Genomic DNA, 22,797 nt, shown 5'->3' with positions numbered 1-22,797 from the left:
AAGGCATAATATCTAGGGATATTATGCCTTCGCCATTATTATATTTTACTTCTAATTAAATCTCTGACGAGCAATCTGGCTGGGTGGATTGCCTGATGTACACGCTCGCTTAAAGGTCTTGCTTCGCCAAGTAGAGTTGCAACTAAGTGCTCAGTAGCAAGTGGAGCGCTGCACAGTCCTCGTGCGCCAAAGCCGGTAACAATATGAATTCCTTGATAGGGTAGTGCTGGCTTCCCAAAACCGTAGTGTTTTCCCTTTCTTAAATTGGCAAACGCCGAGCAAAACTCATCGTTATGCTGGACTTGACCAAGCATAGGCAAATGATCGTTAAAGCAGCAACGTACTGCGGCTTTTGCTGAGGTGATCTCGCCAAGACTCGCGGCTAAATCCGTATCTTTATAAAAGCGTTCAAGCTGGGCACGGTTAACCGCATTGTCTTCGGCTTTTACCTCTCGGCTTTTGCTATTTTTTTCAAACGTCGCGCCCATACAATGTTGTCCATTCATTGCGGGAGTAAAGTACCCCTTATGGCAAAGTACGGTATTGAGTTTTTGTGATTCTTCTCCAGCATCAACATGAGAGACCTGACCGCGAACGCCGTGTAGAGGAATATGTTTGGTTTGCTCGAATCGGTCAGAATGCTCACCGCCACAGACAAAGACATCTGAAAACGGCCCAAACGTATTATCTTCACCGTGTAATAACCAGCCGCTCTCGGTTTTTTCGAGCTTTTGTATGTCAGTATTAAAATAAGTCGAAACTGCTTTTAATGCGTGAGCTGCATCAAACACAGCTTGCGTTACCTCTGCAGGGTTTAGCCAGCCAGCCTCAGGAATATAAAGTCCACCGTAAGGCAGCGTGGTATTTGCTATAACTGAAGCTTGTTTGGCATCAACGGCATGAATTAAGTCATGCGGCCAAGTTGCTTTTTCAGCTAAGTTTTGATGCTGCGCTCGTTTGGCCTCATTAACGGACTGCAAGAGTACGCCACACCAATCGTGCGCAAAGTGGTAGCCTGTACTTGCAATATGCTGATAAAGACGTTTTGCATATAAAAAGCTGTGGGCGTATAGCTCGCTCGAGGGCGTGTGATCTGCTTGCAGGTTTGGATATAGCGCGCCTTGACGATTGTGAGAAGCGCCTTTGGCTAACGCGTCGTCTTGGCAAAAAAGTGTTGCGCCAAGATTACGTTTACTAAGGTGGTACAACAAACAACTTGAGGCAATACCGCCGCCAATAATAGCGATGCTCTCTAGCTTACGCGGTGTGGTGCTGTAATACGCTGGAGTATTGTAATTTTTATTAGCACGATTCAGCGTTCCAATCACCATTTCGCGTTTGCGACCAAACCCTTTGACTTTTTTGCAATCAAACCCGGCGTCTTGTAGTCCCCTGCGGACAAAACCCGCGGCGGTGAATGTTGCTAAAGTAGCGTTATCTCGGCTCATATTGGCCATGGCATCAAATAGGCTTTGTTGCCACATATCTGGGTTTTTACTCGGCGCAAAGCCATCTAAAAACCACGCATCTACAAATCCAGCTTGTTCAAAACTTAGTTGTGGTAAATTATCGTGAATATCGCCAAACCATAAATCTAAGGTCACTTGACCATCGTCAAACTCTAGGCGATGGCACCCTTCAAGTGCTATCGGGTACTGTTGGCAAAGCTTTTCGGCGAGCGGGGCAAGCGTAGGCCAGGCATGAAGCGCTTTAACTAAATCATCAATATGGATTGGGTATTTCTCAAATGAGACAAAGTGGAGTTGGTTAACACATACGTCTTTGCTACGCTGGTTGAAGTGATACCAAGCGTTGAGAAAGTTTAATCCAGTACCAAAACCAGTTTCTGCGATGACAAATCGGTCTTTGCCATGATTTTGTAACCGCTCGTCGATATGGTTCTGAGTATAAAAGACGTAATGTGACTCAGCTAATCCATCGTCGTTGGAAAAATAGACATCGTCAAAACTATCGGCAACAGGGGTACCAGCGTCGTTGAAGTGTATTTGAGCGTTTTTTATCATGAAAGACTCTATGTTCGACTATTTGGGAACTATTTTACTGTCTTTCGACTCAATAGTCTGGTTGCATTTTTAGTTATTTAGGTTCAGAGTACATGTGTACGCTGGAAAGCTGACCACTTGGCGCTAAAATTCAGCGTATACTACGCATAATTTGTAATATCGAAGGGAATAAACCCATGAGAAGAGCCGTTATTACGGGGATCGGTGTTGTTTCGAGCATCGGCAACAACAAGCAAGAAGTTTTAGAGTCATTAAAAGCAGGTAAGAGCGGTATTGCTTTTAACCAAGAATTTGCAGACTACAACCTACGTAGCCAAGTGTCTGGTAAAATAGATATCGACGTAAAATCTCTCGTTGACCGTAAGGCACATCGCTTTATGGGGGACGCGGCAGCGTTTTCTTATATCTCGATGGCGCAAGCAATTGAAGATTCAGGGCTATCAGAAGAGCAAGTATCAAACGAACGCACAGGCCTTATAGTAGGTTCTGGTGGTGGTTCGTCTAAGTACCAAGTTGAAGCCGCTGATATTCTGCGCGAAAAAGGCGTTAAACGTGTAGGGCCTTATATGGTTCCGCGTACCATGGCAAGCACGACTTCTGCGTGTTTGGCAACACCGTTTAAAATTAAAGGTGTAAACTATTCAATCAGCTCTGCATGTGCAACATCAGCACACTGTATTGGCAATGCAGTTGAACAAATTCAACTAGGCAAGCAAGATGTTATTTTTGCTGGTGGTGGTGAAGAGCTTCACTGGACATTGGCGATGGAATTCGATGCCATGGGGGCGTTGTCAACCAAGTACAATGAAACGCCTGAGCGCGCATCACGTACGTATGATGCGAATCGTGATGGTTTCGTCATCTCTGGCGGTGGCGGTATTGTGGTAGTTGAAGAGCTAGAACACGCACTTGCTCGCGGCGCGCACATTTATGCTGAAATCGTTGGCTATGGTGCTACATCAGATGGTTACGACATGGTAGCACCATCAGGAGAAGGCGCTGTACGTTGTATGAAGCAAGCGATGCAAGGCCTTGATGCACCAATTGACTACCTAAATACGCACGGTACTTCAACACCAGTTGGTGACGTGAAAGAGTTAGGTGCCATTCAAGAATTGTTTGGTGATAATTCCCCAGCTATTAGTGCAACTAAAGCAATGACTGGCCACGCACTCGGTGCGGCTGGCGTGCATGAAGCGATTTACTCTTTGCTGATGCTAGATAATGACTTTATCGCACCATCAATTAATATTGATGAACTGGACGAACAAGCGCAAGGTTTAGACATTGTAACGGAGCGTCGTGATGGACTGCTTAATACCGTGATGTCCAACAGCTTTGGCTTTGGTGGTACTAACGCAACGCTTGTGATGCAAAAGTACAAAGGTTAAGCGCTTTACGCTTAACCTTCATATCAAACACAAAAAAGCAGGCTAAGCCTGCTTTTTTTCGTTCTGTTTGTATATTAACGTACATTGTGCTTCATTAAACGCTCTTTATCACGAGACCAATCACGGTCTTTAATATCAGCACGTTTATCGTGTTGCTTTTTACCCTTCGCAAGATAGAACTCGAGTTTTACCCAGCACTTTTTCCAGTACATTGCTGTGGCAATCAGAGAATAACCATCACGTTCGGTTGCACCGATAAGACGTGAGATTTCACGTTTATTTAGTAGCAGTTTACGATAACGAAGCGGATCGCATATCACATGTGTTGACGCACTATTTAGTGGCTGAATTTGACTGGCCAATAAATAGGCTTCGCCGTTTTTGATATGGATGTAAGTATCTGAGATATTGACTTTACCGGCGCGGATACTTTTTACTTCCCAGCCTTGTAACTCGATACCTGCTTCGAACTTTTCATGTAGTGAATACTCATGACGCGCTTTTTTATTTAGCGCTATGGTATTGCTATTTGATTTACTTGAATTTTTCTTTGCCATAATGGCTTAGTCTACCTATAAATCCTGTTTTAAGACAGCGCTTTTTCATTAATATGACGTATTTTTACTTAGTCAGTGGCTGCAAACAAGATAAATCTGCAAAACCTTGGTAAAATCCTCGTATTAAGATTTGGAGTGTCTATGCCACAGATAGAAAAAAGTGCTTTGGTGATGTATAGCACCAAGGAAATGTTTGAATTGGTCAATGATGTTGACGCTTATCCCGCATTTCTACCACATTGCTCGGATGCAAAAGTGCTCAGCAGTGATGATGAAGGGATGACCGCGAGTCTAGAAATTTCGAAAGCCGGCCTAAAAAAGTGGTTTACCACAAAAAATGAATTTGACGGTAATCGAGTAAAAATGTGTCTAGTAGATGGACCATTTAAGTCTTTAAATGGTTATTGGGAATTTACCGCGCTTGATGAACAGGCTTGTAAGGTGAGTTTAAAATTAGAATTTGAATTCGCGAGCAGATTAATTGAGATGGCGTTTGGTAAGCTATTCAATGAAGTGGCCAAGAATATGGTGTCTGCGTTTACCCAGCGAGCCAAAGTTGTTTACGGAGTGAGATGATGATAAAGGTTGAAGTGGTATTTGCATTGCCTGATAGCGCGACGTCCTTGTCGGTTGATGTGCCTGAGGGAACGTCAGCTGAGCAAGCGGTATTGCAATCAGGGATATTAGAAAGATGCCCTGAAATCGATGCGAATGATTTGACGCTTGGGATTTGGAATCGCACAGTAAAATTACATCAAGTAGTGAGTGATGGTGATAGAATCGAAATCTATCGTCCACTAATTGCTGATCCGAAAGAGGCGCGCAGACGCCGTGCGGAAAAAGCAAAGGAAGAAGGTCGTGCAAGCAAAGTTACCGGTGGGCGACCTGTCTCTTTAGGAGGCAAGGAATAATTAACCTGAACTTCGGATAGTTAATGCCTTTCTAGCAGCCAGTTTTTGCGCTAACTGCGTTGAATTCACTTCCAATAGCCAACTATTGGTGCGTAAATTCGCCTTGTTATCCCTAAAACTCTCTGGCTAGATAAGGGTATAATTTAATGTGGTATTAAAAACAATGATTTAGCCCATTCCTTATCCAAACCTCAGGCTAATTAAAAAAGGGGAAATACCTTTCCCCTTTGACTACGAAATAATGTGTGCCCTTTGGCCTCTATGAGTCTAAAGGGGTGTTAAATTCTTCAGGTTCTTCGAAGTCGCCGCTCACGCGAACTAGTTTGTCGTTCTCGAAATAAACGCTAAATGATTTGCGAACCTCTGACTCTCTATCAATATTAAATACGTACTGGTAATGCCAGACATTGTTGTTAAAAGTGTCTTTTGCAAGCGGTGTACCTAGTACATATAGCACTTGCTCTCTGGTCATTTGGACGCGAAGCTTATCTACATCTGACTGCTCTAAGAAATTACCTTGTGGCACGTTGATGCGATAAATCCAGCTTGAACAGCCAGACATAAACACCGTCATAACTACAGCACTGAGCCAAACAGAAAGGGTTTTATTAGACAGCATGAAATTGTGTATCCTTATTATCAGTTGTTTGCATGATACCGATTGCACAGAGAAGGTAAAGTCTCTTAGCGGAATTGGACTGCACTAAGTGTAAAAAGTTCGTACATAAGTTGCAATAGTCATCAAGTGCAACATAAATCGTTGATAAGATCTTGAGGAGAACCAAGTAGTGCTAGGAAAAATATTACTTAGCGAGCCCAATAAATCCGAGCACCAAGTTACTTGGAGCTTATATATCCTAGAAACGCGCTTTGGTCATTGGTATACAGGAATAACAACTAATGTAGAGCGGCGTTTACAGCAGCATCAGGCAGGGAAAGGGGCAAAGAATTTAAAGGGGAAAGGGCCTTTGACATTAAAATACCAATATCCAGTCGGTTCTAAATCTCAAGCTGCAAAACTCGAGTGGCATATAAAGCAGCTGACAAAAGCACAAAAAATTCAGCTCGTAGAGTCAAGTGGTGAGCGAGTTAACGACAAAATAAAGTCACTGATGAGATTTACCCCTGCTTGATACTTATTTAAATCCATATTCTCTAGTGTATCTCTCGTCGTGTGATGATGTTTGTCTTCACCCATACCGAAATAAATATAAGGGATCCCTTGGCGATAAAAGGCGTAGTGGTCGCTCGCTTTATGCCAATCAATTCTTGGATTATTTGTATAGCGCTCAATTTGTCGTTGTGATGATACTACAGTCAATTTGATTTGAGATTGGACCTTGTTCTGGAGCTCTGCTTTATACTCCTTAAAACCCGGTGAAAACAACGCAAATAAACGGTTGTTGTTATTTATCCCTAACATATCTAAATTGATATTGAGTTCAACTTCCTGATTAAGGTGTTTGGCATAGTATTTTGCACCATGCAAGCCGCGCTCTTCAGCATCGGTTGCGACAAACAATATATCACGAGCGCGATTTGTTTTACTGAGTTGCCTAGCCATGTGCAACATCGCAGCAACGCCAGATGCATTATCATTGGCACCTGGGTAATGTTTCTGCCCTGTGGTTCCTAAATGGTCGTAATGCGCACTGATAACAATGGCCTTGTCACAACGAGCTTGAGTACAAGGCAAAGTCGCAGTGACGTTATGACCGATATCTTTACTAAAAATACCAGCTCTAAAGGTAAAATGCTGATAGCTTGGATTTCCACCTAAACGCTCAAAAGCATCAAAAATATACTGAGCACTGATATTAGGTGACTGAGCACCACTCTTACGCCCTTGGTGATTGATGCTCGTAAGTGTTTGTAAATCTTGCACCAATATATTATCAACATGAGCAATACTTGAATGTTGCGCCTGCGCCACTGCATTCGTGGTACATATTGCGGTCAGCATCATGCCGAATAGTTTGAAATAGAGATTCTTCATTCTTATTGTTATCTCTCATCGTTGGCTATGGAACTTAACTGGTTGCTTGCAACACTTTTCAATAAGGCAAGTTTACCTTCGTAGCGCGCTTTATCGTGTTCAAAGACAGATATTTTGTATGCCTTGTTGAGGTAATACTCTGCTTTTTCTCTATCGCCTTGTTCATAAGCGACCTTTGCTAATCCAAAGTAGCTACCATGAATGTTGCGATCAAGTTGATAAGCTTTTTGATAAAAGTGCTTGGCACGAGCTAGGTTTCCACTTTTAAGCGCTTCGTTACCCAACACTAGCATGTAATAGGGGTTGTTCTTCCTTAAGTTGTGAATATTGGCTTCAATCATTTCTGCCTCACGGTCACGTTCAGTGAGATAGTAAAGTTTTGCAAGGTTACCAAGGGCATTTCGGTTGTCGTGATTAATGGCGAGTGCTTGATTGTAGGCTCGTTCGGCGAGCTCATATTGTTCAGTGATGCGATATAGGATCCCAAGGTTTCCCCAGGCACCGTCGTGGTAGGGATCACTTTCAATAGCTGCTTTATAATAGCTGTAAGCCAAGTCAAGGTTGCCGTTAATCATTCCCATAGCACCTTTGTTGTTATAAAACATAGATAAGATGGTGTTTGTATCTATCGCTGATGTACTAAATTGTTGTGCTCTGCTATTGGGATCGAAGTCGACAGTGACTGAAGTAGGTTTCACATAGAGTGTTTTTATCGCATTTTTTGTGTTGTCTACTTCGAAGATTTTGATGTTTACGTGACCTGTGAGCAAACTATAACCTTGGCTCTCATCCCAATATTCAGGTATATGGACTCGTTGAAATTGGGTACGTAAGCCAAGTTGTTTCGCGATTGCATGGGTCAATATGGACAGGGATAAGCAGTTGGCATTCATGTCTCTAAAAGTTTGGTTTGCAGTCAGATTTGCACCTGATAGATAAGAAAGAGAATCATCGCCACTACTTACTAAAAACTCCATCAACATTTTAGCGCGCTTAATCCCAATTTCATCGTTATGAAAATAGTGAGCGAGTTTCGCTTTTATTTGATTATTTAGCTGAAAAACCTCTGAGTATGACTCTACGGGCTGAATATTAAATTGATGCTCCGATTGGAGAATGGATGTGTCTATTGTCGCTTTGGGAGTGCTATTACAGGCACTAAGCAAAACACTAAGCACAATAATAGAGAACTGAATTACTATCTTCATACTACCTCCAGATTGGGCGTGAGGCTGATTTTTAATTATTGTGTAATTGCTTACCTATAGCCCTTGCTATTATTGAATTTAGACTATAATTGCAAAATTTGCGCGGTGTGATTGTTACACCATGTAACAAAGAGGAAATTTGAGAGGCTAAGCCTACAGACAAAGCGTGTAGGCTTACTTTAGGTTTGAAAATAGGGTTTAAAAGCTCGCGACGAGATCATCAAGCGTTTTGGCGGATGCTGCAAGACGCTGAATTGCTTGTTCTGTGTCAAGTTGCTCGTTCATCACCGCATCGCTTATTTCACTGATCTGTTCGATATTACGGCCAACGTCCGCGACGACATTACTTTGTTCTTCGGTCGCCGTTGCGATAAGCGCAGTCATATCATTTATTTGATTTGCGGTTTCTGAAATTTCCAACATTAACTCCACTGACGATTGCATCGTTTGAACACTTTGCTCTGCTTGTTCACTAGATTGTTGGATTTGGTTTACGACAGCATCAGACACCTGAGTTAATTCAGATATCGTTGCTTGGATCTCGTCGGTAGATTGTGATGTACGGCTTGCAAGTGCTCTAACTTCATCTGCAACGACGGCAAACCCGCGACCATGCTCGCCCGCACGTGCAGATTCAATTGCGGCATTAAGTGCAAGTAAGTTGGTTTGCTCAGAAATGCCTCTGATCACATCAACGATGTTGGCGATGGACTGTGTTTTTTCGGCCAACGTAGCGACTTGACCCGCCATATTTTCGATGTCACCAGCAAGTAAGTGAAGTGTTTCTTGGCTTTCTTGTACACCTTGGCGGCTGCGTTTGGTTGACGCTTTACTTTCTTCTGTCAGTTTTGCCGTGTTGGTCGCGCTGCTCGCTATCTCTTGTACTGTCGCCCCCATTTCATTGATCGCCGCGGCAACAGACATAGTTTGAGACTTTTGTTCGTCCAGAGACTGAGAGTTTTGCTGGCTCTGTTTAAACACGGCTTCGCTCGTCACACGAATTGAGCGGCTCTCTTCTGCAACCATGTGGATAGCTTCTTCGATCTTAGTCATAAACTGGTTAAAGCCGCCAGCTAAAGCATGAAGTTCAGGTTGTGCTGAGTCTGGCAAACGGTAATTGAGTTTTGCGTCGCCGCTGCCAAGCTGCTCAAATAAATCTGCCATCTTTTTAAGTGGCGCGCTTAAGTTCTTAGCCAGTAGCATACTAAAAAAGCTTGCCACTAGCGCAATCAATAGCGAAAAACCAATGATTTGCCATTGCAGGGAAGTGATCCCACTATTGATTTCACTGGTTGGTACTTGGGCAATAACAAGCAAGTCTGTGTTTGGAATTGGGCTCGCTGCAACTAAATTAGTTTCGCCGTTCACTTCCAACTCTTTAACGATAAACCCACGTGTTGAGCTAAAATCGCGACTATGCTGGCCGTAAAAGTCTTCGATTGAGGACTTTGCGACTTTGCTTGCATCTGGGTGCAATTGTACCGTGCCTTGCCTGTTGATGACGAAAACAAAGCCACTTTGCTCGATTTTCATATTAGCAAGCATCGCCTGCATATCATCAATACTTTTCGCAAGTCCAGCTAAACCAACACCGTTTAGCTGTTGATGGTTTACAAACATTTTTACATCGCCCGGCGCTTCTTGATAGATACTAATAGAGTACGGCGAGCCACTAGCGGTAAAGCCGAAAAACCAACCATCTTGCTCTCTATCTAGTACTCGCAGAAAGCCGTTTTGATTCCAGTATTGATTGGTTTCGCGGTTAGCCCAAGAAGCCGTAACTAAGTCATACTGCGCCGCAATACGCTTGAGTTCGTTGACAAGAAGTTTTTCGTCCAAAGTATTTTGTTTGGCACTTTGGGTGATTAATAAATTGCTTGAAAGCTGCTCGGCTGCATTTTTCAACGTATCTATCTGCTTGCTTAATGATTTATTGATACTTTCTATCTTGCTTGGCAATTCAGATTGCATCATGCGTTCATTAATCAGCGTTTTGGCGCTGTAAAGCGAGGTAAACCCGATTAAACAAGCGACAGCAATCGCAATGAGACTACCCAAGAGGGTAATTCTTTGAGTAATTGTTAAACCTGTGTTTTGCATTCGATCTGTGTGTGTAATCCCGTGGAACCGATTATTCTAGCATAGTAAATAACCAGCTCGGAACAAGTAACAATCCAAGTCACAAAAAATAATTTTGTTTTATAAAATAAAGTTAATCTCAGTATTTAGTGTTAACTGTATTTGAGTTAAATGGGTGGTTATGTTGAGAAACAGAGATAAAAGGCCACGATCTCAGGGTGGAAAGTGGCCTTGGTTACTAACAAGCGAACTAGTTTGCAATATTATTGACGCAAATTTATTTCTACTTACTAAACAATCTTTTTCATATCTGACATGTAACCGCGAAGGACTTCACCTATTTTTTCTACCGGATGGTTACGGATCGCACGGTTTACAGCGATGAGCTTCTGGTTGTCAGCATAATTGTCACTGTCTAACAAACCTTCACCAATCTCACGTTTTGTTATGGATTCCATAAATGGCTTCAATAATGGTAGGCATGCGTGATTATACAGGTAGCAACCATATTCTGCGGTGTCTGAAATCGTACGATTCATTTCGAAAAGCTTTTTGCGCGCAATGGTGTTCGCGATTAGCGGCGTTTCGTGTAGTGATTCGTAGTACGCTGATTCATCAATAATGCCAGCCGCTGTCATGGTTTCGAAAGCTAACTCTACACCGGCTTTAACCATAGCAACCATTAAAATACCTTGGTCGAAGAAAGTCTGCTCTGAAATTTCAGCATCAGTATTCGCTTGCTTTTCAAACGCGGTTTGTGCGGTTTCTGCGCGCCATGTAAGCAATTTATTGTCGTTTTCAGCCCAATCCGCCATCATACCTTCTGAAAATTCACCACTGATGATGTCGTCCATATGCTTGTTGTATAGCGGGCGCATAATGTCTTTTAGTTGCTCGCTCAGTTCAAATGCAAGTAACTTGGCGGGATTCGACAGTCTGTCCATCATATTGGTGATACCACCGTGTTTTAGTGCTTCAGTGATGATTTCCCAGCCATATTGAACGAGCTTTGATGCATATCCTGGTTCAATGCCTTCTTCAACCATTTTGTCAAAGCATAGTAGCGAGCCAGTTTGCAACATACCACATAGGATGGTTTGCTCACCCATTAGATCTGATTTTACCTCAGCAATAAATGATGATTGCAATACGCCAGCACGATGGCCACCAGTTCCTGCCGCATATGCTTTAGCTTGCGCGAGACCTTTACCCTCAGGGTCGTTTTCAGGGTGAACAGCAATCAGCGTAGGTACACCAAAGCCGCGTTTGTATTCTTCACGTACTTCCGTGCCCGGACATTTTGGTGCAACCATGATTACGGTGATATCTTCACGCACTTGCATCCCTTCTTCTACGATGTTGAAGCCGTGAGAGTAAGCAAGTGTTGCGCCTTTTTTCATTAACGGCATAACCGCATTTACAACAGGTGTATGTTGTTTGTCAGGCGTTAAGTTTAGTACCAAATCTGCTTCAGGAATGAGCTCTTCATAGGTGCCAACGATAAAGCCGTTTTCAGATGCATTAAGAAACGATTGACGTTTTTCTTCGATTGCTGAGGGACGTAGTGCGTAACTAACATTCAAACCAGAATCTCTTAAGTTTAGACCTTGGTTTAAGCCTTGGGCACCACAACCAACGATGACCAGTTTTTTACCAATCAGAACGTCGACACCTTGTTCGAATTCTCTTGGATCCATGAATTCACATTGAGAAAGCTGAGCTAATTGCTCGCGTAAAGATAAAGTATTAAAGTAATTCGACATGATATTTCCTGATTCTGTAGAAATAGATTGAAGTCAGAGTAGGGCGAACTTTTGATTGCGTAAAATGATATATTTGAACTATAGTATTTCAAAAAGTGAAATACTATGAATCACAAACAACTAAAATATTTTTTGGCACTTGCAGATACGCTGCATTTTTCCCGGGCGAGTGAACGCTGTTTTGTAAGCCCTCCAACTTTAAGTCGTCAAATCAAGCAGCTAGAAGAGGAGGTCGGGGCGCCTTTGTTTCTACGAGACAATCGCACCGTAGAGCTGACTCAGCAAGGTAAAGCGTTTGTTCATTACGCGCAAGCGACGTTGGCAAGCTGGCGGCAGTTTAAGAGCGAATGTGTTGACGATGATAAGCCTTTGACCGGTGAGCTGAGCTTATTTTGTTCAGTGACCGCGACTTACAGCTTTATTTATGATCTTTTTTCCAAATTTCGCCATCTATACCCGCAAGTAGAGTTGAATCTTATTACCGGCGACCCCGCGCATTCGATAGCAGAAGTTGCCAGTAGTAAGGAAGATGTGGCAGTAGCGGTGAAGCCAAAACATCTGCCAAACGGTATCGAGTATTTACCTATCGGCCGTTCTAGGTTGGTGTTCATTGGCCCGACGATGGATTGTCCGCTTAAATCTATTATTGACGAATACAGTCACAGTGATCTGCCATGGCAGCGCTTGTCTTTTATTATGCCAGAGCAAGGTGTGTTAAAAGATCGTATTGATAGCTTTTGCAAAAAACACAATTTTATACCCAAGGTTTATGCGCATGTTTCGGGTCATGAAGCTATGGTTGCACTCGCAAGTTTGGGTTTTGGTATCGCGTGTGTCCCCGAGATAGTAATTAGTCAAAGCCCATTTAAGAATCAAGTTCAGCTTTTGCAGCTTAGATCTGATGAGATTGAAATTGGACTTGTAACTAAGAATAAACGGTTATATGACCCAGTTGTTAAAGCACTTTGGGATACGGCAAAAGGATTATTTGTGCTGTAAAGCATCCATTCAGGTTGCGTGACTACACTGTGTTCATCCACGTTGAATGAAGAGGTGCGTCCGTGTCCACTATCTTGGTTGCACAAAGCAATAACAATATATTGACATCACAACAAAAAATGCTTGAAGAGCAAGGTTATACTGTTGAGTTGTTGAGGGAATTAGGCCAATTGAATGGTTTTTCAGGGAAATCTATTAACGGTATCGTGCTTGATCAAGCTATCGCTTCGGTACCAACCTGTGATTCAATTAGCCAGTTTAGACAAAGGTTTAAAGCGCCGGTGATTGTCAGTCTTGACAGCGATGATGAAGATGTTCATAGCCTGTTTCTAGAGCTTGGTGCTGATGAAGTTATTTCAAAAGATGCAAAGCCACGGCTGTGGCGTGCTCGACTTGACGCCGTATTAAGAAGGCAAGCTGCGAACTCGCAGTTCGACGATGAGCCGGAGCAGCTCACTTTCGGACAATTACATATCGATAAAAACACCAGACGCGTGAGTTATGGTCAGGAGCGTATTGATCTTACTACACATGAATTTGAACTTTTATGGTTGCTCGCAAGCAATGGTGGCAAAGTGGTGAAACGCGACTTTGTTTATGAACAAATCCTAGGTAAGTACTATCGCCCAGACACACGAACGATAGATGTCCGTATTTCTCGCTTACGTAAAAAACTACATGATAATCCCAGTCGTCCTGAGAAGATCAAGACAATTTGGCGTCAGGGTTACTTATTTGTTACTGACGTTTGGAACTAAAAAGTAACAATTTGATTTAACGCAAAAATACTTCGGGTTTTTCGAATACTTAATTCGATTAAATTTGATGAAAAGCTATGCGTAATAGCGGCATAAATTCATTGTTATGGGTTTATGCCTTTGTTTTTTCTATATTATTTTTACTCCCTCAATTTTTCCATTGCCTCTTGGTGGTAAAATGCCAAGCAATAAACTTGAAAAAATTGTTATTTTTACAATGCAAATAATATTGATTGCTATTTAGGTGCGTGTATACTTTACACCTAGTTATGAAAATATAAACATAATTAGTCTCAAAGGAACAATTCAATGGCACTTAAAAAGTCTCTGTTAACGACTGCTATTCTCGCTGCAACTTTAGGCCTCACTGCATGTGGTGGCTCGAGCAGCAATTCAAACGATAACGATGATAACAACACAACACCACCTCCAGCGGAAACTAATGCTGCACCTACGATCAATGTAGACAGTGCATCAGTATCTGAAGATACACTTGGTGCAGCGGTTGCAAACATTACTTTCGCAGATGATAACGATGAAGTAAGTGCACTGACACTAAGCATCTCTGACAATCGTTTTGAAATTGTCGACGGTGCCGTCAAGCTCAAAGCTGCGAATGCACTAAACTTCGAACAGGTTGACGCTGGTAAAGTATCGGTAACTATCACGGCAACAGACAGCAAAGGCGAAAAAACCGAAGTTGAAGCCGAAATCGCTGTTCAGCAAATTGCTGAAGAAAACAAAGCGGGTGTAAACCGTTATGCCTTTAATAATGCTCAAGGTGAGTCTTCAGTTTCTTACTCTGGCCAAATCGCGCGCCACGCGGCTATGGTTCATATCAAGAGTTTAATGGGTAAGCTTAGCAATGAGACTGTAGGTAATGCACCTGGTCAAAAAACGGCTGAAGCAGCAATCACAGAAATAAAATCATTCTTGATGCCTACAGAAGCACTTGTATTAGATGAACCTTTAGATTTTGCTGTTGCGGCAAACGCTTCACAAACTACATTGGGGCAAATTTCAGGCTCATTTAAAAAGGTGGCGGGTGAAAGCGGTAAAATTGCAGGCCGTGACACGTCTTATATGCATAAAGCATGGGAAGAAGATGGCGTTATGGTTGGTTGGACTGACTTCGGTACACAGCCTAAAACACCAGAAGGTCTAGCACTGCACTATTTAGACTTGTTACAAGCTCAGCTTCAACAGTTTGAAAATGGTTCAACGATTAAAGCTGAACATAATGGTACAGAAGTAACATTAAACAAGCTATATGTCACACCGGAAGGCCTAGATTTGGCCCAACTGATGCAAAAGCATTTAAATGGTGCCGTATCACTTTCTCAAGCAGCTGATGATTACCTTGACGACTTACTTATCGGAGCTAAATCGGCAGACAACTCTGCGCTAGCTGAAGGTAAGAGTTATACAGAGCTCGAGCACAAATTTGATGAAGGTTATGGCTACTTTGGTGCTGCAATTGACTATCTAGATTATTCAGATGATGAGATTGCGGGCAAGGGTGGACGTGAAGCTTACGCAAGTGGTTATCATGATTTAGATAAAGATGGAAAAATCAATCTACTGTCTGAGTTTAACTTCGGTAACTCAACAAATGCAGCAAAACGTGATCGTGGTACTAAATCCAATGTGAATCCAACGGATTTGACTGCCCAAGCGCAATTGGCATTTATTGAAGCTCGTAAACTTATCAACATGAATGTTGGCACTAACGTTGCGCAGTGGTCAGACGAAGACAAAGCGCGCTTAGAAGCTTTGCGTGATCAAGCATTGCTTGCATGGGAAAAGTCGATTGCAGCGACAGTGGTTCACTACATCAATGATACAATCTCTGACGATGATGGTGATTTAGACGATATCGCATCAGGTAACTTTACTGCTGAGCAATTTTATACAGTAGCTAAACACTGGTCTGAGATGAAAGGGTTCGCGTTAAACTTCCAGTTTAACCCGCATTCTCCAGTAGAAGAAGCCGACTTCGCTGAAATCCATAACTTAATGGGTGATAAACCTGAGCTTGCAGCTGACAAAGTAGCAGATTATAAGGCTGACTTGTTGAAAGCGCGCGAGATTATTGCCAATGCATATGGCTTTGATGCTGAGAATGTTGCCAACTGGTAATCTAAATTTTCATTTATAACGTTAAAAGGTTAGCCGTTTATTCAGCTAACCTTTTGTTGTATATAGATAATAGAGAATACAAATGAGAGTATCTAAACGTTTAAGTACTGCAGCTATCGCAGTGGCTCTGGTGTTGTCGGGTTGTGGGGAAAGCACTTCAAGTAGTCAAGGCCCAGGAGTAAAGGACAATAATAACTCAGGAACGGATAACCCATCACCAACGCAATTTGATGAAGCAGCCTTGGTAAGTAACTTGGTTGATAATGTACTGACTCCTACTATCGAGCAGTTTAATGAACTAGCAAAGACACAACAAGTTGCAATTGCCAGTTACTGTAGTGCTGAAAAAGCGGTGGCAGAAAATACCGCAGCGTTAAAGCTAAGTGCTCAAGACAGTTGGCGCTCAGCTATGGTGGGATGGCAGTATGTTGAATTAATGCAAATGGGTCCACTTACCGCCAATAGCAAAGAGCTTAAGAATAACATTTATGTTTGGCCTGCTACCGGTTCTTTATGTGATATCGATTTGGATGTTGTGTATTTCGAAGATGGTGTCATTAATCGTAATGCTAGCAATCCTTATAATATTTCTGAGCGCACCGCAAACCGCAAAGGCTTAACGGCCCTTGAGCACCTTCTATTCAATGCTAATCTTGACCATAACTGTTCGTCAGTGAATGATGCTTTGGCACCATGGAATAGTCGCCCAGCTCAGGAGCGGGTCATTGCTCGTTGTGAGTTCGCGACGGAAGTCGCAAAAGATGTTGAAACTCAGAGTAATTTACTTCTGTCCCAGTGGGGCGGAGAAAATGGCTATGCAGCTAAGCTTGTTAATGCGGGACAGCCTGGGTCGCCGTTTGATACGCCTCATTTAGCGCTAAATGAGATATCAAAAGCACTGTTTTATATGACCGAAGAGCTGAAAGACGGCAAAATTGCGACACCGTTAGGCCTAGGTTTTCCTAATGCATGTGGTTTAGAGGCTTGTCCTGAAGCTGTTGAGTCCCCTTTGTCTGAGCATTCAAAAGAGAATTTACTTGCCAATATAAGAGCGTTTAGGAAGATTTTTACCGGTAATGGCCAAGACGCTGAAAATACACTGGGCTTTGATGACTTTTTAGACGCAGAGGATGGCAGTGATGTAAAAGAGCGCATGCTTGCAGGGCTTGCAGATGCTGAAGCCACATTGCTTGCGATGGATGCGAGCCTTAAAGCTGAGCTCGCGGGTTCAACAGAACAAGTAACGCAAACGCATACAGATGTTAAAAAAGTGACGGACGACTTAAAGACTGATTTTATCGAAAAGCTCGCCCTAGAACTTCCACAAACTTCGGCAGGTGACAATGACTAAGCGCATGAATATGAAGAGATCTTTATTAGCTGTTGCGGTAATTTTTGCATTGCCTCAAGCGCAAGCTGCGGATGACAATCAAGATATTGAACATATCTCTATTATCAGCCACCACGATAAGTTGCGAAAAGAAGCAGGCTCCGCAACGTTGTTGTCAGAAGCGCAGTTGGCAGAATACGAGTATGATGATATTCACCGTATTCTTTCTAACGTACCCGGCGTTAATATTCGTGAAGAAGATGGTTATGGCTTGCGACCAAATATCGGGTTTCGTGGTGTAACACCTGAGCGAAGCAAAAAAATCACCATAATGGAAGATGGTGTGCTGATTGGCCCCTCACCATACTCTGCACCAGCTGCTTATTACTTTCCAGTGCCGACTCGTATGACTGCGGTTGAGGTATTTAAAGGGCCTGCGGCTATCAAGCATGGTCCGCAAACCGTTGCTGGGGCACTTAACTTAGTGACTCGCCAAGTGCCAGAATTTACAGAAGGCGGTATTGATGTCGCGGCTGGAAGTGATGGGTACTCCAAAGCACACGGTTATTATGGCTCTGTGGTAAATAATGTCGGCTTCTTATTTGAAGCAGTTAATTTACAGGCTGATGGCTTTAAAGAGCTTGATGGTGGGGGAGATACTGGATTTGAAAAGAACGATATCTTAGCCAAATTCAATTATAAGCTTTCTCAAGGTGAATTAAACCACACTTTTGGGCTAAAACTCAGCTATGCTGATGAGTTGTCTGATGAAACCTATCTTGGTTTAACTGATGCAGATTTTGCTGAAAACCCATACCGTCGATACGCAGCGTCTGAGCCTGCAGAGATGGACACTAAGCATACTCAAGTAATGTTATCCCATGTGCTTGATGGTGAAGACTTTAACATTACAACAAGACTTTATCGCAATGACTATGAGCGAGCTTGGCTTAAACTCAATAGTGTGGGTAGCAAAAATGGACCATCATTGTCAAAAATCATGGCAAACCCAGAGGCTTTTGCAAACGAGTACGATGTGATCACAGGGGCAAGGGACTCGGTCGTTGCAGGTTCAAATATCTTTTTGAATATGGGGACTAATGATCGCGAGTATTTCTCTCAAGGTCTTCAAGTCGATGCCAATACGAGCTTTAGTCTGTTTAACTTAACCCATGATATTGCTGTTGGCGTGCGTTTTCATGAAGATGAAATTGAGCGCAAACATTTTGAGCAAGCGTATGCAATGGAAGCTGGTTCACCCGTGTTGCTAGAAGGCTCAAAGCAGTTTACATCGCTAAATACTGAAAATACTAAAGCTTGGTCTGTATATCTAGAAGACAAAGTACAACTGGATGCTTTAACACTAGGCCTTGGCCTTCGTGGCGAGCTGATGGACATGTCTTACCAAGATAATAAAGATGTCGATGTTTGGATTGATAAAACCACCCGTATTTGGCTACCTAGCCTAAGTGGTTTCTATCAGCTTTCTGATGATGCCGGTCTTTTATTTGGTGTGCACCAAGGTTTTGTGCCTTCTTCACCACAACAAGATCCGGATATAGAGCTTGAGAAGAGCGTTAACTACGAATTTGGTGGGCGCTTTAATGATGGTGTGACTCAGTTTGAGATTGTGAGCTTTTTCAACGATTATGAGAATCTGAACGAAAGCTGTGGTCAGTCTAACTGTGGTGTTAATGACCAACAAGACCAGCAGTTCAGTGGCGGTGAGGTGGATGTTTACGGTCTCGAAATGCAGTTTGCACAACGTTACCCTTTGAACCTTCAACTGGATATCCCTTATAGTCTCACCTACACCTATACGAAAGGTGAATTCCAGAATGAGCGTGCGACAACGTTTGCACAATGGGGTTATATTAAAAATGGTGATGAGCTTCCGTATTTACCATCTCATCAAGCCACTTTTAATATTGGCCTTGCAGCAAGTGACTGGAAAGTTAACGTAGCCATCAAATACATCAGTGAGATGAGCGAAGCTGCTGGCAGAAGCACTGAAGACTTTGAGCTTGTACTTGAAGGCGCAAAGGTGCCTAGCACAACCATCGTTGATGTGTCTGCGAGTTACGAGCTAGGCCAGTATGGTCAAATCTATGCTAAAATCGATAACTTGTTCGATGAAGCAGAAATTGTCAGTCGCCGCCCGTATGGCGCGCGCCCAGGCAAACCAAGACAATTTAGTTTAGGTTATAAATACCAGTTTTAATTGATTGTCTATGCGCTCTTAAATAAGAGCCGCAGCTTCATGGCGGTTTGTCGCTAGACCTATGGAGCTATTCCCAAAATATATGAACTCATTATTTCTTTTTGATGGAAATGACTATGTTAGAGCAATTATGGCAAAGCATTACTGAACTCCCAGGCTACTTGTTCGATGCCAATAAAAGAGTGTATTTGCCATACTTGTTTAGTGCCGTTTTGATGGCTGTTCCTGTTTATATCGCCACAGAAAAAGCGCGCTCTGGTAAAGGTTTTTTAAAGTTTCTGTTTCCCAAGCAAGTGTGGTGGTGCAAAAGCGCCAAGCTCGATTACTGTTTATTGGTCACAAATCGATTGATAAAGGCGGCGACGTTCACGCCTATCGTGTTGACTATGGTACCGGTGGCGTTGGGGTTATCAGGTGGGCTCGAAGCGCTTTTTGGTCCAGCGTTACATATTGAAGCGCCAGAATGGGTGGTGATTGGACTATTTACGTTATTTTTGTTTATAGTCGATGACCTCACTCGGTTCTTGCTGCACCTGATGCTACATAAAATCCCATTCTTTTGGGAGTTTCACAAGGTGCACCATTCTGCAAAAGTCCTAACCCCTTTTACCATTTATCGCTCACATCCCGTTGAAAGCTACCTGTACGCCTGTCGTATGGCATTAACTCAAGGAATTGTAGTTGGAATAGGGTATTACGTATTTGGCAGCAGCTTGAGTATGTACGATATTCTTGGTGCGAATGCGTTTGTCTTTTTATTTAATATCTTTGGGGCCAATTTAAGGCATTCACATATATGGCTGAGTTGGGGTGATAGGCTAGAAAATTGGTTTATTAGTCCTGCACAACATCAAGTGCATCACAGTGATAATCCAATCCATTTTGATACCAATTTAGGCTCGGCACTAGCCATTTGGGACCGTATGTATGGCTCGCTTATTAAGGCCTCGAGTGCGGGTAGCATTACCATTGGAGTCGGACAATATGATGCTGGGCATGATTCACTCTCCGCTATTTATTTGAAGCCGTTCAAGCAAGCTTGGAAAACGTTGTTACCGAAAAAGAAAAATGACCCACCACTTAAATCACCGCAGGGGGAATGATTAAGTTATCCAGCTCAGCGTTTTTATGAGAAACAAGATTGGTATTTCGTGTTTCAGTCATAAATTAGTTTCTTTTATTGAGCGAAAGGGGAAAATAGGCTGACGACGGGCATTGTCAGCCTATGTGGGAGAGTAGGCTCCCTAAATCATATTAGTGTAGTTGTGACGACAGCTTATTACGCACGAAGCCAAGTTCATTTAGCCTTTCAACCAGTTTTTGTGGATCATCTAAACCACAAGGTGTTTCTTCGCTTCGCAAAAAGTGATCATTTGGGACTGCGTGTAAATCCAGCATTTTATGGAATAGAATATTTCTAATTGCCAGCGCTGTCATGCCATTGTCCTGAATCGCATCGAGTCGCTCTTGAAGGTCTGAAAAAGGCGCAGCCTTTACGTCATCCACTACTGCAGAAAATTGACTATTAGATTTATTCTTAATCATAAAACCTCCAGAGGTATAGCTTGTTCACAATCCAGTGACACACTGTTCTAAAGCCGAAAAATATCAATTTATGTTCATAAAATAGATACTTACGTCTTGTCCAATGTGGTCAGTTTACTCTGAAGTCGGGGCAAATTACCATCTTGGATGTAAAGCTTTGTAAATCGAATAATGAGAGGAATGAAATAATTAAATAGACGTCTAGATGTAACATGATGATCTGAATATGAAAATAGTTCTCAGTACCAATTATGGAACTGAGAACCGAGTATCTAATTTAAGTAAATAATTTTTCTTTTACATGCTCAGCAAAGCCGCTACCTGCTTCTAAGTAAAAGTTATAGGTAGAATTTACTCCCATCTCTTCTAATTCTTTTTGTTGATCTGGGTAGTTTGCAATCGCGGTTACTTGGCCGTTGTAACCTGAAGCTTTTAGCTGCTCTAATGCGTAAATATTCTGCATGTGTTTTGGCATAGCCAGCATCACCATTTCTACTTCAGAGTGATTTACACGTTGCCAAAAATCAGGATCGGTTGCGTCGGCGGTCAATACTCTGCGGCCTCTGGAAACATGTTTTTCAACCACCTCAGGCTTAATATCTACACCCGCTACGGTGTCTGGGAAGCTAGCTTGTATCGTTTCATAAGCACCTGTTCCAATTCTTCCCATGCCAAATATTACGATTTTTGTATCGGTAAGATTTACGGGAAGCTCTTCTTCTAAGCGGTCTTGGCTCTCAAACTTTAATAGCCAAGGCTCTAATTTAACGTAGATCTCATTTGAGCGCTTGTTTAGCGGAGAGGCAATTACAAAAGTGATAGAAACAGCGATCGCCACGACCGCTAACCAATCAGGAGCAACCGCACCAGAAGCAGATGCAACGGCACAGACAATGAGACCAAACTCGCTATAGTTGGTTAGCGTAAAAGCGCTCAAGAGTGACGTACGGGCACGCAGTTTAAACATATTGGTAAAGATGTAATAAAGCGATACCTTGATTGGTAGCACAAATACTAACAAGATAGCGATTAGTAACGCGTCTAAGGTAATGGTCGCGTTCAAACCAATATTCAAGAAAAATCCAACAAGTAAAATGTCTTTTACATTTAATAGTGACTTTGACAGCTCACCCGCCTTTTTATGTGGTGCGAAAATCATCCCCATAATAAGTGCGCCTAAATCGCCCTTGAGACCCGCAAACTCAAAGGCATGATAGCCTGCAACCAATGCAAAAAAGAAGCCAAAAAGTGGTAGCAACTCGCCATGTTTCGAGCGACTTAACACCCAAAACATAACTGGACGTACAAGGGGTAAAACTACAAGCAGTGCCAAAGCCCAAATATTTGGTACTTTGCCCGTACTCACGGCGAGAAAGATAACCGCAAAGATATCTTGCATGACTAAAATACCGATTGAGATTTTACCATGAAGGCTTGCCATCTCACCGCGCTCTTCTAATACTTTTACTGCGAAAACGGTACTGGAAAAGCTAAATGCAAAACCAACCAATAACGCACTTTGCCAGTCTAAGTCAGTAAACAAAGGTAGGCTCATTGCTCCTAGCATCAATGATAGGCTAGCGAAAAAAGCGGTGCTAGTAATGATGTGCATACTTGCTGGCGCCCAAACCTGAGGCTTTATTAGGTTACCAACTCGTAATTTTAAACCTATGCTAAAAAGTAGTAGTGTTACACCAAGATCAGCCAATTGGGTGAGTAAATCAGTGGTTTTGTGTCCAAGTAAGTTTAAAACAAAGCCAGCCATCAAAAAACCAATCAAAGGAGGAAGCTTTAATTGATAGACAGAAAATCCGCATGCGAATGCGACAGCAAAATAGAGCAGTTCCATAACTTCAAATTTTTATCCAAGATATGA

19 protein-coding genes are annotated in these 22,797 nt (G+C 42.5%); 10 read left to right on the top strand and 9 right to left on the bottom strand.

The features are described 5' to 3' along the window. Positions 1 to 38: 38 nt before the first annotated feature. The gene (gene mnmC / locus DRB05_RS19410; protein ID WP_128728380.1) at positions 39 to 2,024 is read right to left on the bottom strand and encodes a bifunctional tRNA (5-methylaminomethyl-2-thiouridine)(34)-methyltransferase MnmD/FAD-dependent 5-carboxymethylaminomethyl-2-thiouridine(34) oxidoreductase MnmC; all 1,986 of its coding nucleotides are present in this window, start codon (positions 2,022 to 2,024) and stop codon (positions 39 to 41) included. Between the two features lie 176 nt (positions 2,025 to 2,200). On the opposite strand from mnmC, the gene fabB reads away from it, so the two are divergent. Then, positions 2,201 to 3,415 (top strand): beta-ketoacyl-ACP synthase I, encoded by a 1,215-nt coding sequence (fabB, locus tag DRB05_RS19405; RefSeq protein ID WP_128728379.1) that lies wholly within the window; start codon positions 2,201 to 2,203, stop codon positions 3,413 to 3,415. A gap of 74 nt (positions 3,416 to 3,489) precedes the next feature. Here fabB and smpB read toward each other — a convergent pair whose 3' ends face one another. Beyond that, the gene (smpB, locus tag DRB05_RS19400; RefSeq protein WP_010379116.1) at positions 3,490 to 3,972 is read right to left on the bottom strand and encodes an SsrA-binding protein SmpB; all 483 of its coding nucleotides are present in this window, start codon (positions 3,970 to 3,972) and stop codon (positions 3,490 to 3,492) included. A 141-nt stretch (positions 3,973 to 4,113) separates the two neighbouring features. Here smpB and DRB05_RS19395 point away from each other — a divergent pair, with 141 nt between their 5' ends. Together DRB05_RS19395 and DRB05_RS19390 are read left to right on the top strand one after the other, a co-directional pair. Then, the gene (locus DRB05_RS19395; RefSeq protein ID WP_128728378.1) at positions 4,114 to 4,548 is read left to right on the top strand and encodes a type II toxin-antitoxin system RatA family toxin; all 435 of its coding nucleotides are present in this window, start codon (positions 4,114 to 4,116) and stop codon (positions 4,546 to 4,548) included. Further along, on the top strand, positions 4,548 to 4,883 hold the full coding sequence (locus tag DRB05_RS19390) for an RnfH family protein (protein ID WP_128728410.1): 336 nt from the start codon (positions 4,548 to 4,550) through the stop codon (positions 4,881 to 4,883). Before DRB05_RS19395 ends, DRB05_RS19390 begins: the two co-directional genes overlap by 1 nt. 259 nt (positions 4,884 to 5,142) lie before the next feature. Here DRB05_RS19390 and bamE read toward each other — a convergent pair whose 3' ends face one another. Further along, entirely contained in the window at positions 5,143 to 5,502 is a 360-nt protein-coding gene (gene bamE / locus DRB05_RS19385; RefSeq protein WP_128728377.1) for an outer membrane protein assembly factor BamE, read from the bottom strand. Positions 5,503 to 5,683: 181 nt separating this feature from the next. Here bamE and DRB05_RS19380 point away from each other — a divergent pair, with 181 nt between their 5' ends. Then, complete coding sequence (locus DRB05_RS19380) at positions 5,684 to 6,016, top strand: GIY-YIG nuclease family protein (protein ID WP_128728409.1); 333 nt, start codon at positions 5,684 to 5,686, stop codon at positions 6,014 to 6,016. On the opposite strand, the gene DRB05_RS19375 is transcribed toward DRB05_RS19380, so the two are convergent. From DRB05_RS19375 to ilvC, 4 genes are all read right to left on the bottom strand, one after another. Continuing rightward, positions 5,944 to 6,879, bottom strand: coding sequence for a M20/M25/M40 family metallo-hydrolase (locus DRB05_RS19375; RefSeq protein ID WP_128728376.1), 936 nt, complete (start codon positions 6,877 to 6,879; stop codon positions 5,944 to 5,946). The two genes, DRB05_RS19380 and DRB05_RS19375, sit on opposite strands and share 73 nt — an antisense overlap. An 8-nt stretch (positions 6,880 to 6,887) precedes the next feature. After that, positions 6,888 to 8,087, bottom strand: coding sequence for a tetratricopeptide repeat protein (locus DRB05_RS19370; protein ID WP_128728375.1), 1,200 nt, complete (start codon positions 8,085 to 8,087; stop codon positions 6,888 to 6,890). Between the two features lie 198 nt (positions 8,088 to 8,285). Further along, complete coding sequence (locus DRB05_RS19365; RefSeq protein WP_128728374.1) at positions 8,286 to 10,187, bottom strand: methyl-accepting chemotaxis protein; 1,902 nt, start codon at positions 10,185 to 10,187, stop codon at positions 8,286 to 8,288. Between the two features lie 269 nt (positions 10,188 to 10,456). Next, a complete protein-coding gene (gene ilvC, locus DRB05_RS19360) occupies positions 10,457 to 11,929 on the bottom strand; it encodes a ketol-acid reductoisomerase (RefSeq protein ID WP_128728373.1) in 1,473 nt (490 codons plus the stop codon). Between the two features lie 105 nt (positions 11,930 to 12,034). Between ilvC and ilvY the strand changes: the two genes are divergently transcribed. From ilvY to DRB05_RS19330, 6 genes are all read left to right on the top strand, one after another. Next, positions 12,035 to 12,928 carry an HTH-type transcriptional activator IlvY gene (gene ilvY / locus DRB05_RS19355; RefSeq protein ID WP_128728372.1) on the top strand — a complete coding sequence of 298 codons (894 nt, stop codon included), beginning with the start codon at positions 12,035 to 12,037 and terminating at the stop codon, positions 12,926 to 12,928. 62 nt (positions 12,929 to 12,990) lie between these two features. Continuing rightward, positions 12,991 to 13,686, top strand: coding sequence for a response regulator transcription factor (locus DRB05_RS19350; protein ID WP_010373828.1), 696 nt, complete (start codon positions 12,991 to 12,993; stop codon positions 13,684 to 13,686). Positions 13,687 to 13,995: 309 nt separating this feature from the next. Then, entirely contained in the window at positions 13,996 to 15,825 is a 1,830-nt protein-coding gene (locus DRB05_RS19345; RefSeq protein ID WP_128728371.1) for an Ig-like domain-containing protein, read from the top strand. An 82-nt stretch (positions 15,826 to 15,907) separates the two neighbouring features. Beyond that, a complete protein-coding gene (locus DRB05_RS19340) occupies positions 15,908 to 17,176 on the top strand; it encodes an imelysin family protein (RefSeq protein ID WP_128728370.1) in 1,269 nt (422 codons plus the stop codon). After that, positions 17,169 to 19,376, top strand: coding sequence for a TonB-dependent receptor (locus tag DRB05_RS19335; RefSeq protein WP_128728369.1), 2,208 nt, complete (start codon positions 17,169 to 17,171; stop codon positions 19,374 to 19,376). Before DRB05_RS19340 ends, DRB05_RS19335 begins: the two co-directional genes overlap by 8 nt. A 116-nt stretch (positions 19,377 to 19,492) precedes the next feature. Next, positions 19,493 to 20,479 (top strand): sterol desaturase family protein, encoded by a 987-nt coding sequence (locus DRB05_RS19330; RefSeq protein WP_128728368.1) that lies wholly within the window; start codon positions 19,493 to 19,495, stop codon positions 20,477 to 20,479. 151 nt (positions 20,480 to 20,630) lie between these two features. Here the strand turns inward: DRB05_RS19330 and DRB05_RS19325 are convergent, their stop codons facing one another. Together DRB05_RS19325 and DRB05_RS19320 are read right to left on the bottom strand one after the other, a co-directional pair. Next, positions 20,631 to 20,921 carry a hypothetical protein gene (locus DRB05_RS19325; protein ID WP_128728367.1) on the bottom strand — a complete coding sequence of 97 codons (291 nt, stop codon included), beginning with the start codon at positions 20,919 to 20,921 and terminating at the stop codon, positions 20,631 to 20,633. 277 nt (positions 20,922 to 21,198) lie between these two features. Further along, positions 21,199 to 22,770, bottom strand: a complete 1,572-nt coding sequence (locus DRB05_RS19320) for a cation:proton antiporter family protein (protein WP_128728366.1) — start codon at positions 22,768 to 22,770, stop codon at positions 21,199 to 21,201. Between the last annotated feature and the right edge of the window lie 27 nt (positions 22,771 to 22,797).

The organism is Pseudoalteromonas sp. A757 (assembly GCF_004103285.1).
Taxonomy (GTDB): Bacteria; Pseudomonadota; Gammaproteobacteria; order Enterobacterales; family Alteromonadaceae; genus Pseudoalteromonas; species Pseudoalteromonas galatheae.
Note: the sequence above shows the minus strand (reverse complement) of the source record. Positions and strands in the feature narration are given on the sequence as shown.

Coding starts and splice junctions, on each gene's coding strand:
- mnmC (WP_128728380.1), bottom strand. CDS start 2,024: ATGATAAAAAACGCTCAAATACACTTCAACGACGCTGGTACCCCTGTT.
- fabB (WP_128728379.1), top strand. CDS start 2,201: ATGAGAAGAGCCGTTATTACGGGGATCGGTGTTGTTTCGAGCATCGGC.
- smpB (WP_010379116.1), bottom strand. CDS start 3,972: ATGGCAAAGAAAAATTCAAGTAAATCAAATAGCAATACCATAGCGCTA.
- DRB05_RS19395 (WP_128728378.1), top strand. CDS start 4,114: ATGCCACAGATAGAAAAAAGTGCTTTGGTGATGTATAGCACCAAGGAA.
- DRB05_RS19390 (WP_128728410.1), top strand. CDS start 4,548: ATGATAAAGGTTGAAGTGGTATTTGCATTGCCTGATAGCGCGACGTCC.
- bamE (WP_128728377.1), bottom strand. CDS start 5,502: ATGCTGTCTAATAAAACCCTTTCTGTTTGGCTCAGTGCTGTAGTTATG.
- DRB05_RS19375 (WP_128728376.1), bottom strand. CDS start 6,879: ATGAAGAATCTCTATTTCAAACTATTCGGCATGATGCTGACCGCAATA.
- DRB05_RS19370 (WP_128728375.1), bottom strand. CDS start 8,087: ATGAAGATAGTAATTCAGTTCTCTATTATTGTGCTTAGTGTTTTGCTT.
- DRB05_RS19365 (WP_128728374.1), bottom strand. CDS start 10,187: ATGCAAAACACAGGTTTAACAATTACTCAAAGAATTACCCTCTTGGGT.
- ilvC (WP_128728373.1), bottom strand. CDS start 11,929: ATGTCGAATTACTTTAATACTTTATCTTTACGCGAGCAATTAGCTCAG.
- ilvY (WP_128728372.1), top strand. CDS start 12,035: ATGAATCACAAACAACTAAAATATTTTTTGGCACTTGCAGATACGCTG.
- DRB05_RS19345 (WP_128728371.1), top strand. CDS start 13,996: ATGGCACTTAAAAAGTCTCTGTTAACGACTGCTATTCTCGCTGCAACT.
- DRB05_RS19340 (WP_128728370.1), top strand. CDS start 15,908: ATGAGAGTATCTAAACGTTTAAGTACTGCAGCTATCGCAGTGGCTCTG.
- DRB05_RS19335 (WP_128728369.1), top strand. CDS start 17,169: ATGACTAAGCGCATGAATATGAAGAGATCTTTATTAGCTGTTGCGGTA.
- DRB05_RS19330 (WP_128728368.1), top strand. CDS start 19,493: ATGTTAGAGCAATTATGGCAAAGCATTACTGAACTCCCAGGCTACTTG.
- DRB05_RS19325 (WP_128728367.1), bottom strand. CDS start 20,921: ATGATTAAGAATAAATCTAATAGTCAATTTTCTGCAGTAGTGGATGAC.
- DRB05_RS19320 (WP_128728366.1), bottom strand. CDS start 22,770: ATGGAACTGCTCTATTTTGCTGTCGCATTCGCATGCGGATTTTCTGTC.